We start from the raw sequence: 14,028 nt of genomic DNA on the forward strand, positions 1-14,028 counted from the left end.
GAAATTCGCCGTTTATCATCATAAATAGGATCTTCGACTAAGTGCCAACACGTCCTGTGTTGAACGTCGAAGTCACCACATCCTGTGGAAGTTAGTTGTTCATCAAATGCTTGCTGATCACCAACCGCTGGATTTCGCTTGTTCCTTCGTAGATTTCACAGACTTTCGCGTCTCTGAACAGTCGTTCTACTGGGTATTCCTTCGTGTAGCCGTATCCGCCATGCACCTGCACGGCTTCAATAGCTGATTTCGTTGCAATAGATGAAGCGAACAGCTTCGCCATCGATGCATCCTTGCCGCACGGCTTTCCAGTCGACTTCAAGTTCGCTGCTTTAAACGTTAATAGCTTAGCCGCCTCAACTTCTGTACCCATGTCCGCAAGCTTGAATCCAATTCCTTGCTGTAGTCCGATTGGCTTACCGAATTGCTGGCGTTCTTTCGCATAACCCGACGAGTATTCGAGCGCTGCTTGTGCAATACCGAGCGCTTGTGCAGCAATCCCGATTCGACCAGCATCCAGATTAGACATCGCAATTTTGAAGCCCATGCCTTCTTCTCCAAGTCGGTTCTCGACAGGCACTTTCGCATCTTCAAAAATAAGCTCACTCGTATTTGATCCGTTCAGACCCATCTTCTTCTCTTTCTTTCCAACTTCAAATCCTGGCGTATTTTTATCGACGATGAATGCGGTAATCCCACGACTACCTTCTTCAGGATTAGTCGAAGCGAAAACGATATACACATCTGCTTCTCCAGCATTCGTAATGAACACCTTTGAACCATTTAAAATGTAATGATCTCCTTTTCGCACTGCTTTCGTCTTCAAGCCGCCTGCATCTGATCCTGCACCTGGTTCTGTTAAACCGAATGCACCGAGGTACTCTCCACTTGCAAGCTTTGTAACATACTTCTTTTTCTGTTCTTCCGTCCCAAAATAATAGATTGGATTAGTCCCGACAGAAGTATGGACAGATAAGATGACGCCAATCGTCGCACTGACTCTCGATAGCTCATTGATCGCGATGATATAGGAAGTGAAATCCATACCCGCACCACCATACTCCTCAGGAATCGGGATACCCATCAGTCCAAGCTCACCCATCTTATCAATTACTTCTCTTGGAAACTCATCGGTTTCATCCATATTCTCCACAATCGGTCGGATCTCAGCTTCCGCAAAATCACGGACCATTTTTCTCATCATCTCTTGTTCTTCTGTAAAACGAAGATTCATGTTCATCCCCCTGTCAGTCGATAATCGACGATCTAGTTGTATTGGTAAAATCCTCTTCCAGCTTTCTTACCGAGCCATCCTGCTTTCACGTACTTACGTAATAATGGGCATGGGCGGTATTTGTCATCTCCGAAACCTTCATGTAGCGTTTCCATAATGAATAGACAAGTATCTAATCCTATAAAATCAGCAAGCGTCAACGGTCCCATTGGATGATTCATCCCAAGCTTCATTACTTCGTCAATCGCTTCCGGTTCAGCAACACCCTCATAAACCGTGTAAATGGCTTCGTTGATCATTGGCATTAAGATGCGATTTGAAACGAATCCTGGAAAGTCGTTCACTTCAACTGGTGTTTTCTTAAGCGTTTTCGTCGTTTCTTCAATCAATTGATAAATTTCATCAGTCGTTGCAAGACCTCGGATAATTTCAACGAGCTTCATGACAGGTACTGGATTCATGAAGTGCATACCAATTACGCGTTCTGGACGGTTAGTTGCTGCCGCGATTTCAGTAATGGGTAATGAAGATGTATTGGTCGCTAAAATGGCATGATCTGGCGCGATGTCATCCAAGTGTGTAAACAGCTTAGCTTTTATATCAAGGTTCTCAACAACCGCTTCGACTACTAAGTCAACATTTGCAGCATTATTGAGGTCTGTTGATGGCTTCAATCTACCGATCACCGCATCTGCTGCTTCCCGTGTCATCCGTTCTTTTTCAACTTGACGATTCATGTTTTTACTGATGTAATCCATCCCTTTTTGGACGAATTCTTCCTTCAGGTCATGTAAAATTACGTTATACTCCGCTTGTGCAAAAACTTGAGCGATTCCCGCTCCCATTTGTCCTGCTCCAACTACCATTACGTTTTTGATTTGCATGTATATTGAACCTCCTAGGAATTATTGCTTCGCTACTTCTACCATTACAGCGTCACCTTGACCGCCACCACTACAAATCGCTGCGATTCCAATTCCGCCACCGCGACGTTTTAATTCGTGTACGAGCGTAATGATGATGCGCGCTCCACTTGCTCCAATTGGATGACCGAGTGCAACCGCACCGCCGTTCACATTCACTTTTTCCGGATCAAGATCTGCGATTTGCGAGCTTGCAAGTGCTACTGCTGCAAACGCTTCGTTTACTTCAAAAAGATCAATTTCCGCGAGAGTCTTTCCAGTCTTCTTAAGCAATTCATTAATGACCACACCTGGCGTTTGAGGGAAGTTTTCAGGTTCCAACGCAATTGCTTTGTGTCCAATAATCGTAGCCATAACTTCTTTGCCGTCTTTCTTTGCACGTTCTTCAGACATAAGGACAAGTGCTCCTGCTCCGTCGTTGACGCCTGGTGCGTTTCCTGCAGTAATTGTGCCATCATGACCGAAGACCGGCTTCAATTTTCCAAGTGCGTCTGCTGTCGTATCTTTACGTGGTGCTTCATCAGCATCAACGACAACCGGGTCACCTTTACGCTGAGGGACTTCAACTGAAATGATTTCTTCTGTTAATTTTCCAGAATCCGTAGCGGCTACCGCACGTTGATGACTGCGATAAGCCCACTCATCTTGCTCTTCTCTCGAGAGATTAAATTCGTTGGCTGTCGAATTTCCGTAAGTACCCATATGTACTCCTTTAAAGGAGCACGTCAAACCGTCTGAAACCATTGAATCAACAACTTTACCGTCACCCATTCTGAAGCCCCAACGAGCTTTTGGCATCATGTAAGGTGCGTTACTCATCGATTCCATTCCACCTGCGACGATGACTTCCTCGTCACCAGCACGGATAATTTGATCAGCCATTGTGACACTTCTCATGCCTGATGCACACACTTTGTTGACCGTTTCCGTCTTCACTTCCCAAGGGATACCCGCATGGTTTGCTGCTTGACGAGAAGGAATTTGACCTTGACCTGCTTGTAACACACATCCCATGATGACTTCGTCGACGTCTTTTGGTTCAATGCCAGCGCGGACGAGCGCTTCCTTGATTGCAGTTCCTCCTAATTGAGACGCTGTCAATGAGCTAAGGGCACCACCAAATTTTCCAAACGGCGTACGTACGCCACTAACGATAACTGTCTTCCCCATTTTGCTTCTCCTCCTTTAGTTAATTGAAATCAGATAAAACCTACTCCATCGTGAGCTTACTCTACTTGAGATATTAACGAGCGAACGCTCAATCAGGAAATAGAAACAGATCAAGCTCGGTAAAAGCCGAGCTGATCTTTTTTACTTGTTTTATTTATTGAGCGACTCGTTGTTCTTCACTTCCAAGTACGGATTTTTCTAAGATTTCAACAACGTCTAATGTTTGGACGTTTTCATCTACTTCTTTCGCTTTCGTTCCATCACTAAGCATTGTGAGGCAGTATGGACAACCACTACCGATCATCGTCGGTTCTACTTCAAGTGCTTGTTCAGTTCGCGCTACATTCACTCGGTGACCTGAATCTTCTTCCATCCACATCAATCCGCCACCTGCTCCACAGCACATTCCGTTTTGACGGTTGCGGTTCATTTCAACGACATTCACGCCCGGAATCGCTTTCAAAATTTCACGAGGCGGTTCGTAAACTTCGTTGTAGCGACCAAGGTAACAAGAATCATGATACGTGATCGTTTCGTTCACTTCGTGTGTAGGCTTCAAGCGTCCTTCGCGAATCCAGTCCGCTAACAGCTCTGTATGGTGATGAACCTCAACATCTTCGAGACCGAAATCAGGGTACTCATTTTTAAACGTGTTATAAGCGTGAGGGTCAATCGTTATGATTTTCTTCACATTGTGCTTTTGGAATAGCTCAATATTTTTTGTTGCAATTTCTTGGAACAAGAACTCGTTACCGATTCGGCGTGGTGTATCTCCTGAGTTCTTCTCCTTGTTACCGAGAATTGCAAACTTGATACCAGCTGAATTCATCATGCGTGCAAGTGACAACGCAATCTTTTGGCTTCGGTTATCGTAAGAGCCCATTGAACTTACCCAGAACAGATACTCGAACTCTTCTCCTGCTTTTTCTACTTCTTTTACTGTTGGAATATGAACATCGTCGTGCCCGTCGCGCCAGTCTTCGCGCTCTTTACGGCTTAGACCCCAAGGGTTTCCTTGACGTTCGATGTTTTGGATTGCACGTTGGCCATCCGCATCCATTTTTCCTTCCGTTAATACGAGATAACGACGCATGTCGATAATCTTATCAACGTGTTCGTTCATGACTGGACATTGGTCCTCACAGTTACGGCAAGTCGTACATGCCCAAATCTCTTCTTCTGTAATGACGTCACCAATCAAGTCGATTGTATATTCAAAGCCTTTCGTCTCTTCCTCTACTGCAGCTGCTGTTTCTTGACTACCCACGCTTTGTGCAGCAAGCTGGTTACCCGTTGTATCTGCAAAAGCGACAGCCGGAACCCAAGGTGTGCGAGATGTAACCGCTGCACCTTTTTCAGTTAAGTGATCACGAATCTTCACGATCAAGTCCATAGGGGATAGCATCTTACCAGTTCCTGTCGCCGGACAAACATTCGTACAACGGCCACATTCGACACAAGCATATAAATCAACAAGTTGCTTCTGGTTAAACTCCTCTACTTTACCGACTCCGAACGTTTCTTGTGATTCGTCTTCAAAATCGATTGAAGCAAGTCTTCCAACTTTATGCGTGCGACCAAGGAATACGTTGATTGGACCAGCAATCAAATGCGCGTGCTTCGATTGTGGAACATAGACAAGGAATGTCAGCAAAATCAATAAGTGAATCCACCAAGATACATAGAACAACACCGCTGCTCCTGTTTCTCCAACCCAACCAAATAAGAAGGCAATTGCACTAGCAACCGGTGCAGTCCAACTCAACTCAAGGTCATGCCAGATAATTTCCATTCCATTTCCGAAAAGGACAGAAAGCATCAATCCACCAATGAAGATGAGCACCAATCCTGCTTTAAACCCTCTCTTCAAGCGGACGAGCTTTTCAATATATCGACGGTAAAACGCCCATATAACAGCGACGAGAATCATGAGAGTAATAAATTCCTGGAAAAGCGTGAACCCAGGATAAAAAGGTCCTAGTGGAAGGTGTGATTCTGGCGAAAGACCTTTCCAGATCATATCAATCGCGCCAAATTGAACCATGAGGAATCCATAGAACATCATGACGTGGATGATTCCACTCTTCTTATCTTTCAATAATTTCTTCTGTCCAAATACGTTGACGAGGATCGATTGGAACCTTTCCTTCAACGTATGGTCAAACTCAGCTTTCTTACCGAGCTTGATAAATTCGTAACGCGTTTTAACGACATATGCGAATAAATAAAGTGCGTAAGCGGTTACAAAAAGAAATGCAAGCCAATTAATGATTAATAGTACGTCCAAGACGTGTCAGCCCCCTTCAGTTTTTCATATTCGGAATTAATTAAATTAGGACCTCAATTCAAAATCAAACTAATTTTCTGACATCATTATAGCATAGATTCCTATGAATGAGCATTCAGTCAACGATATTTTTGTAAAAAATTCTAGATTTTCGGACAATATTTGCCTCGTCATATTTCATAGAATTGGCTTGAAATGGGGATAGTAAGGTCACTACTTGTATTAGGGGCGGTTACATGGATATTCTGTTCATTATATTCTTAAGTCTTGCGATCATAACAATTTTGGCAGTTGTTGACTTTTATTTAGGTCGAAAAGCGCATATCAACGCATCCAATCGGTTGATGCTCCCTCCTGAAAAGGGAGACTGGGATTTTTATTCTGAAGGAACGACTTTTTTTAAGCAATTGTTTGAGGATTTAAAGCGTGCTGAATCGTTTATTTATGTGCAATTTTACATTGTTCGTGACGATCCGATTGGTCAGGAACTCTTTCAAATTTTGAAGAAGAAAGCTTCAGAAGGTGTAACCGTTTTTCTAGTTGTAGATGCTGTCGGCAGTCATCAGCTACCGAAGAAAGTTGTGGAACACTTAAGAACATCCGGGGTTCAGGTCTATGAGATCGAGAAACCGAAATTTCCATTTTTCTTTTACTCGCTCAATAGAAGGAACCACCGTAAAATTTCAGTTATTGATGGGCACTATGCCTATATCGGAGGATACAATGTTGGCGTTGAATATCTAGGCAAAGATCCGAAATTCGGACATTGGCGGGATTATCACTTGCGTTTACACGGTAAGGTGGTTGCGCATTTTCACAAACTTATTCATTGGGAGCTACAACAAGCTACGAAACAGACGGTTGAACTCTCATTTCCTGAGGTTCAAGATCAGGGTACAGACGATTTTGGTTTGCTTGCTACAAACGGAGAGCATATCGAGGATTTCTTTCTAAAAAAAATTAGCGAAGCGAAGCAATCTATTTTTATCGGATCACCCTACTTTATTCCCGGACGGAAGATTACTCAAGCATTGAAAGCAGCTTGTCAAAACGGTGTAAAGGTGCAAATCCTAATTCCTTTAAGAGCAGATCACCCATTCGTTAAAGAAGCAGCTATACCATTTTTGCTGCCACTCTTACATGCAGGTGCCGAGATTTACCGTTACTACCCTGGTTTTTACCATGCAAAAGTGTTCATGATCGACAAAAGATTTTGCGATATCGGGACGGCTAACTTTGATAAACGGAGCTTTTATTTAAACAATGAGGTCAACTGTTTATTTACATCTGAAAAGTTAATTGAAAGCATCCGAAAGGTTGTTGATTTTGATTTAAGACAGAGCGAGCAATTGACATTGCCAGATTTGACGAAACGGTCACTTTTAGAGCGAACGAAAGGATTATTCGCCAACACGATTTCTCGATTTTTGTAGGATAGCAATTGGACTAGCGTTTAAAGCGTAGTACAATAAGTTAAAGTTTTTATACACAAAGGGGTTTCATAATGGATTTGAAAAAGCACAATGAAAAAGCTTGGGATCGATTAGTCGAAAAAGGTGATGGTTGGACTGTTCCGGTTAGTGCTGAAGAGGTTGAAAAAGCTCGAGACGGAGAATGGGATATTGTTTTGACGCCGACCAAACCTATTCCAAAGAACTGGTTTCCATCCCTTAAAGGAAAAAATGTGCTCTGCTTAGCATCTGGTGGTGGTCAACAAGGGCCGATATTAGCAGCTGCTGGCGCAAATGTTACAGTTTTCGATCAATCTAACAATCAACTAGCTCAGGATCAGTACGTAGCAGAGAGAGATGGTCTCAAAATTCAAACCGTCCAAGGGAGTATGGATGACCTTTCTGTATTTGAGGATTGCGCTTTCGATCTTATTATCCACCCAGTTTCGAACGTATTTATTGAGGATGTTCTACCGGTTTGGAAGGAAGCATTCAGAGTGTTAAAGCCTGGAGGATCACTACTTTCCGGATCATCAAATCCGCTTCTGTATATTTTTAGCGAGGATCAGATGGATCAGGGGAATTTAATAGTTGAGCATTCGATCCCTTATTCAGATGTGAAAAATTTATCTAAAGAGAAGTTAGAAATACTTAAGGATGATCACGCTCCATTCCAATTTGGTCACACACTTGAAGATTTAATCCAAGGTCAAATTTCCGCTGGATTTATGATTGCAGGATTTTACGAGGACAACTTCGGCGGTAAAATGGTACTCGACCAATACATCAATAGCTTTTTTGCAACGAAAGCCGTTAAGTTTAATTAAAAGAAATGAAAACGACAGCCCTTGAGCTGTCGTTTCTTCATATTCATGCAGAGATTTGAGATTGCTTTGGTACGTATTTTGGTGAATTGCCTTTCACTACGACGGTATTGGCTACTAGGTCATGTAATGATTTTCTATCCGTACGGAGAACCATCATGCCGATACTCACGAGTAAAAGCCCTCCAAACGAGACAACGTAAAAAAACGGGACTACGCCATAACGTAGAAGCGTACAGAAATACCCTGGTGGACTCCCTTTACGCATTTCAATTCGAATGCCAGCCATCCACTTTCCAATTGTGTAACCTCGCGTCAATACTGGAACGGCGAGCCAATATAATACTTCAATTGCGATTGTGACCCAATCTCCTCTCCAGTTACCGAACACAAGAAAACTAATGACAGCAAGCGGAGCCGTCACCACAACGAGATCGACTGTCAATGCGAGTAATCGTTGCCAAATTGTAGCGTACACTTGAATATTGGGACGGTTCTGTTTCATACCTTCGCCCAAAAGCCTCTCCTCCCTCAAACAATAGCTTGTTTATAACTACTGTATGCATGGACAATGACAAATATTTCGATGTCAGTTAACGCTAGAGCTCACAAATGTATCGACAAGTTGGTTAAACGCGCGCCATTCCCTCACTGGAATTTCATGAAACGCATGAGGTACAATCGCAACTTTTCCATTTTTCACTTTCGTTTCATATTCCTTTTGATACGTGCGAATATGTTTCACGTATTGTCCATAAACGACAAGAACGGGTGCATTGATTTCAGATAAGGATTCTGAGCAGGAGTAATGATAGGAAGCTTGATAGAAATCAAGCCAATTTCGATGATTGGTACTACTAACCGTTTTCCACAACAGGTCACGATCTTCCTGCTTGATTCCATGACTTGTCACCAGTATTTTTCCAAGAAGGTTTGGACTGTATTTCAATAAAGTCATTCCAGCTTGAAATTCTGCTTTTAACCAAGGATTCGTGACATGGGGAAAACCACCGCTAAGAACGAGGGCAAGTACCCGATCTGGGTATGTCAATGTAAAATGTTGCGCTACCGTACCTCCAGCAGAATATCCACAAATAACAGCTTGAGCAATATGTAGCTCGTCCATTAATTGAAGGAGTTCTTCTGCTAAAAGTTCAATCGTTACCTGTTGAAGTGTGCCTTCACTTTCTCCATGACCGCACATATCATAACGGATAATTCTGTATGATTGGGAGAGTTTCTCTTGATACTGAAAAACTTCTTTACCGAGCCCAGGCGGATGCAAAAAAATGATCGGGGTGCCTACTCCACTATCAAAATAGCTCAGTTGACGATTTTGAACGGTCATTGTCCTCAAATACGACTACCTCCTTAGCTGTTCATAATATAAGGTAGCACGGAGATGACAAACTTATACCCTAAGTAAATGCCGACGATTCCAAGAATCCCCGATAACGCAGGTGGTGCTGGTATTGGTAGTTTGAAGAGGGCGAAAACGACCCCTACGATAAAACCTGAAAAAATAGATAATAATGCAATTTTCATTTTGTAATGCCTCCATATGTTTGTTTGTATTAAGTTCTAGCGTTGATTGATTTTAGGACGAATCACCACTTATTTGAGCTCATCTACCGATATATGTGGAGATTAAGCGCTTTTCACAACTTATTTGAGCTCTTTCACCGATATATGTGGGGATTAGGACTCATTCCTTGCGCACTTGTTCGATTGTTTATAAACTTCTCGTCAAAAACAATGCTCTCTGCACTAGTATGACAGAGAGCATCTTAAAATATGTTAGATTACATTTTCTCTGGTGCTGATACACCGATGAGTTTCGTACCGTTTTCCAACGTTTGTTGGACAGCTTTCATCAATACGTATCTCGCTTTACTTTGCTCTGGTTGCTCATCATCAAGTACACGCTCTGCGTTATAGAAGCTGTGTAACGCTGATGCGAGTTCGAACAGATAATTCGTCATCCGATGTGTCGAAAGCGTAAGAGCTGCATCGTCAACTGCTTCTGGAAATTCTCCTAGCTTCTTCAACAGGTCATATTCTTTTTCTGATTTTATATAAGACAAGTCCACATCGCCGTCAACTGTGTAGCCTTTTTCCTCACCTTGGCGAAGCATACTACATACGCGCGCATGAGCGTATTGAATGTAATAAACCGGATTCTCATTTGAACGTGACACGGCCAAGTCCATATCAAAATCAAGGTGTGAATCTGAGCTACGCATCGCAAAGAAATAACGCATAGCATCAACGCCAACCTCATCCATCAGGTCGCGGAGCGTGACAGCTTTACCTGTACGTTTACTCATCTTCACTCTTTCACCATTTTGGAACAGACTGACAAGCTGAATGATTTGAATTTCTAATTGATCACGGTCATATCCCATCGCTTCAACTGCTGCTTTCATTCTCGGAATATAGCCATGGTGATCCGCACCCCATACGTTAATGAGCGTTTCAAATCCACGTTGGAATTTATCAAAATGATACGCAATGTCTGGAGTTAAGTACGTGTATGTTCCGTCATTTTTGATTAGGACACGGTCTTTGTCATCACCGAATTCAGTTGTCCTAAACCACGTTGCCCCGTCCATTTCATACGTGACACCTTTTTCACGGAGCATATCTAGCGCTCGGTCAATTTTTCCTGAAGTATATAGAGAAGTCTCTGAGTAGTATTCGTCAAAGTTAACTCTGAATTCTGCAAGATCTGATTGAATTTTCTCGAGCTCTTTCTTTAAACCGAATTCACGGAAAAATTGCAAGCGTTCCTCTTGATTGTAGCCGACATACTTATCGCCATCTTGTTCAACGATTTCTTTCGCGAAGCCGATAATATCTTTACCGAAATATCCGTCTTCCGGCATGGAAGCTTCTTTCCCTAATGCTTCTAAGTAACGCGCTTCAAGCGAAAGGGCTAAATTATGAATTTGATTCCCTGCATCGTTAATATAATATTCTCTTGAAACATCATAACCTGCTTTATCTAGCAAATTACAAAGTGTATCACCAACCGCAGCGCCTCGAGCATGTCCTAAGTGAAGACTACCAGTCGGATTTGCTGAAACGAACTCGATTTGCACCTTTTTGTTGTTTCCAGTATTCGTCGAACCGTATTCCTCTCCCGCTTCAACGATCGCTGGGATCAGCTTTGTTAGATACTGATTATCTAAATAAAAATTAATAAATCCTGGTCCAGCAATCTCGATTTTTTCAATGGAAGCTTTCGTTTGGTCAAAGCTCGCGACCATTTCTTCTGCAATTTGTCGTGGTGCTTTCTTCGCAATGCGAGCTAGCTGCATTGCCATGTTCGTCGCATAGTCTCCATGGTCTTTGTTTTTCGGAAGCTCAAGGATCACCTCTGGTAACTCTTCCTTTGATGCGAGACCGGCTTTCACAACTGAATCTGCTATTTCTTGCCTTAATAATTCTTTCACTTGTTCAACGATTGTCATGCTTTTTCCCCTTTCAGCCTAATGATCAATTCATGATATCCAGCCTCTTCACCTTGGAAGAGAACACGATAATTTAATGTCAGCTTACCTTCTCTTGTTCCATCATGCCAATTGAAATCAAGCGAATCCGTTTTTGTCGCAATTTGAATCGGACCATACGGACTTTCATATGTACCTTCTTTTAGAGTATTCGCTGCAAACCATTGTTTCATGGAAACAGCACCACTTCGTATAATCGTAACATCTTCTTGCTTAATCTTTATCGTCGTTTGCACTTTATCGTTTTCATTCATTACTTCATCGTATCGGAGGTATACAGCGTCAGACTTTTCGAAAAGCGTTCCATCCGAATGGAGCTCGGTATGATCCGTTTCACCTGCGTCCGTTACTTTTGTATGTAGCGATACTTTTACTGGAATCGATTTAGCATCCACACTGTTCACCCCTTCTATTCGTTAACTAACACATTATATAAAAAAAGCGCTCCCTCTTTCAAGGCGAAGCGCATTTTCTATCATAAGGAAATATTTTCTATTGGATGCTCAACGGGAATAAAATATCGACGGTTGTCCCTTTGTTCACCTCACTGGAGAAATGAATTGAGCCTTGGTGGTCTTTAATAATTTTGAAGCTGACCATTAAACCTAAGCCCGTCCCCTTCTCTTTCGTTGTATAGAACGGTTCACCAAGCCTTGATAATCGATCCTCTGGAATTCCGGGTCCTTGGTCAGTGATTTGAATCAACAAGTGATCTCCATCTTTTTTACAACTCAGTTTGATTGTCCCACCATCCGGCATAACCTCTATCGCATTTTTAATTAAATTAATGAAGACTTGCTTTAACTGATTTTCTTCACAATCAATTTGTTCGTGCTCATTCTCAATCTCCTCTACGAATTGAATGTTGTGCAAATTCGCTTGTCCTTCTAACAACTTCAGAACATGACGAATCATGCTTCCAATTTCTTTCCTTTGGAAACTCACGCTTTGCGGCTTTGCTAGTACGAGAAGTTCACTAATGATTTGCTCAATCCGATCTAATTCAGATAAGACGATATTATAATATAACGCTTTTTCATCTAGGCCGTTTTCCATCATTTGAACAAAACCTTTAATGGAGGTAAGCGGGTTGCGAATTTCATGCGCTATAGCTGCTGCAAGTTCACCAACTACTGACAGCTTTTCGGAGCGTCTCAACAATTCTTCTGAGCGCTTCTCGTCCGTAATATCCCGCAAGATTCCGTACATGCCAACAATTTCTTTGTCCACTATCATCGGGAATCCGACTACGCGAACCGTAATCACTTCACCATCTTTTCTTTTCATTCTTTTTTCAAATTTAACCGTTTTGCCTTCGAAAATACTTTCATAGTTAGCTACGATTTGATCCTGATCTTCAGGTAACAAGAAATCTACATAATGTCGCCCGATTTGTTCTTTTGCAGTAAACCCTGTAATTCTAACGATTGCAGGATTAATACTCGTCAATTCACCCTTCAAATTAATCGAATAAATACCATCTGGATTATGGAGGAACAAGGATCTGTAGCGCCGTTCACTTTTTTGAAGCGATCTTTTCGCTTGATTTTTCTCCGTTACATCACGAAAAACGGCTAATACATAAGTCTTTCCGTCTTCTTTAATTGGTATGGCTTTCCCTTCCGTCTCGAGCACGTCTCCGTCAGGACGCACCACTTTCATCGGAAACATCTGTTCATTCCGTTTGCCTTGCATCACTTTTTGAATGCGTTGATTAGATTCCTTCTGATGATCGACATGTATATACTTTGAGATTTTTTCGCCGATTAATTGGCTTTTGTCCTCAACTCCTAGAAGGATCGCTGCCACATCATTTACATAAATAATACGTTCTGAATCGTGTAAGCAAACTGGATCTGGAGAGTGATCGACAAGTTGTTGATATCGATGTTCCGACTCGAGTAAGGCTTCTTCTGTTTTTCTTAATGCTGAATTATTTCTTGCTATACAATACGCACCTGTCAGTTGCTCGTTTACATACATCGGTATATGGGTAAATTCAAATTCGAGTTCATCACCAGAACTGCTTTTCAACTGAACTTGTTGTGTTGCGATGTTTCCTTTATTGATTTCATCTATACAACGCTCCATTTGTAGATCTTTTGTACCCACGTATGTTTTAAGAAATTTACCAAGGAGTTGCTCTCGATTGTATTGTAGGGCTTCTTGTCCAGAACGATTGATATCAACAATATTTCCATGGAGGTCTATGATAAATATCGGGACATCATTTTCATAAAAGAGAGAGTCAAAACATTTGTCCTTCGATTCATTCTGCACTTTCTTAACGAGTAGATCCGTTCCACCACTTTTTGTCTTTGTTGCTAAGATTTTCACTTCAATTAAACGGTTCTCAACAGTTATGGATTCTGTAATGACCCATTCACCTTCGTTCATTTGAGCAACATTTATATGAGAAAAGAATGGTTGAATTGGCTGATTCGTAATTGTTCCACCATACCATTCATTTATAGTCGGATTCGCATGAGTGATCACTCCATCCGCTCGGACTCGGATAAAGCCATCTGATAACTGATCGATTAATGAGGGGTTCATTTCAATGGGAGCTGCTGAAGTCTTATGCACATTACATTCCCCCTTTCTTCTGATACTTATAAATTAGACCT

The 14,028-nt window shown here is 42.0% G+C and carries 12 protein-coding genes; 2 read left to right on the forward strand and 10 right to left on the reverse strand.

All coding sequences use genetic code 11. From position 1 onward, the window contains the following. Positions 1-91 precede the first annotated feature (91 nt). The 4 genes from L2716_RS14465 to L2716_RS14480 all read right to left on the reverse strand — a co-directional run bounded on the left by L2716_RS14465 (position 92) and on the right by L2716_RS14480 (position 5,614). Positions 92-1,234, reverse strand: coding sequence for an acyl-CoA dehydrogenase (locus L2716_RS14465; RefSeq protein WP_236337508.1), 1,143 nt, complete (start codon positions 1,232-1,234; stop codon positions 92-94). A 32-nt stretch (positions 1,235-1,266) separates the two neighbouring features. After that, positions 1,267-2,118: a 3-hydroxybutyryl-CoA dehydrogenase gene (locus L2716_RS14470; protein WP_236337510.1), complete on the reverse strand. Its 852-nt coding sequence runs from the start codon at positions 2,116-2,118 to the stop codon at positions 1,267-1,269. 21 nt (positions 2,119-2,139) lie between these two features. Then, a complete protein-coding gene (locus tag L2716_RS14475) occupies positions 2,140-3,327 on the reverse strand; it encodes an acetyl-CoA C-acetyltransferase (protein ID WP_236337512.1) in 1,188 nt (395 codons plus the stop codon). Positions 3,328-3,481: 154 nt separating this feature from the next. Beyond that, a complete protein-coding gene (locus tag L2716_RS14480; RefSeq protein ID WP_236337514.1) occupies positions 3,482-5,614 on the reverse strand; it encodes a (Fe-S)-binding protein in 2,133 nt (710 codons plus the stop codon). A 236-nt stretch (positions 5,615-5,850) separates the two neighbouring features. Here L2716_RS14480 and cls point away from each other — a divergent pair, with 236 nt between their 5' ends. Next, positions 5,851-7,047, forward strand: coding sequence for a cardiolipin synthase (cls, locus tag L2716_RS14485; RefSeq protein WP_236337515.1), 1,197 nt, complete (start codon positions 5,851-5,853; stop codon positions 7,045-7,047). Positions 7,048-7,118: 71 nt separating this feature from the next. Continuing rightward, on the forward strand, positions 7,119-7,892 hold the full coding sequence (locus tag L2716_RS14490) for a class I SAM-dependent methyltransferase (protein WP_236337518.1): 774 nt from the start codon (positions 7,119-7,121) through the stop codon (positions 7,890-7,892). Positions 7,893-7,935: 43 nt separating this feature from the next. Here the strand turns inward: L2716_RS14490 and L2716_RS14495 are convergent, their stop codons facing one another. The 6 genes from L2716_RS14495 to L2716_RS14520 form a co-directional block, all read right to left on the reverse strand. Continuing rightward, positions 7,936-8,394, reverse strand: coding sequence for an RDD family protein (locus L2716_RS14495; RefSeq protein ID WP_236337528.1), 459 nt, complete (start codon positions 8,392-8,394; stop codon positions 7,936-7,938). A gap of 84 nt (positions 8,395-8,478) precedes the next feature. Continuing rightward, positions 8,479-9,237: an alpha/beta fold hydrolase gene (locus L2716_RS14500; RefSeq protein WP_236337890.1), complete on the reverse strand. Its 759-nt coding sequence runs from the start codon at positions 9,235-9,237 to the stop codon at positions 8,479-8,481. Positions 9,238-9,260: 23 nt separating this feature from the next. Then, positions 9,261-9,434, reverse strand: coding sequence for a XapX domain-containing protein (locus L2716_RS14505; RefSeq protein ID WP_236337530.1), 174 nt, complete (start codon positions 9,432-9,434; stop codon positions 9,261-9,263). A 257-nt stretch (positions 9,435-9,691) separates the two neighbouring features. Further along, positions 9,692-11,362 carry an arginine--tRNA ligase gene (argS, locus tag L2716_RS14510; protein WP_236337532.1) on the reverse strand — a complete coding sequence of 557 codons (1,671 nt, stop codon included), beginning with the start codon at positions 11,360-11,362 and terminating at the stop codon, positions 9,692-9,694. Continuing rightward, positions 11,359-11,796: a YwiB family protein gene (locus L2716_RS14515; RefSeq protein ID WP_236337534.1), complete on the reverse strand. Its 438-nt coding sequence runs from the start codon at positions 11,794-11,796 to the stop codon at positions 11,359-11,361. The genes argS and L2716_RS14515 overlap by 4 nt, the downstream gene beginning before the upstream one ends. Positions 11,797-11,893: 97 nt before the next feature. Next, a complete protein-coding gene (locus tag L2716_RS14520) occupies positions 11,894-13,987 on the reverse strand; it encodes a PAS domain-containing sensor histidine kinase (protein WP_236337536.1) in 2,094 nt (697 codons plus the stop codon). Between the last annotated feature and the right edge of the window lie 41 nt (positions 13,988-14,028).

Source organism: Pseudalkalibacillus berkeleyi, assembly GCF_021608225.1.
Classification (GTDB): domain Bacteria; phylum Bacillota; class Bacilli; order Bacillales; family Fictibacillaceae; genus Pseudalkalibacillus; species Pseudalkalibacillus berkeleyi.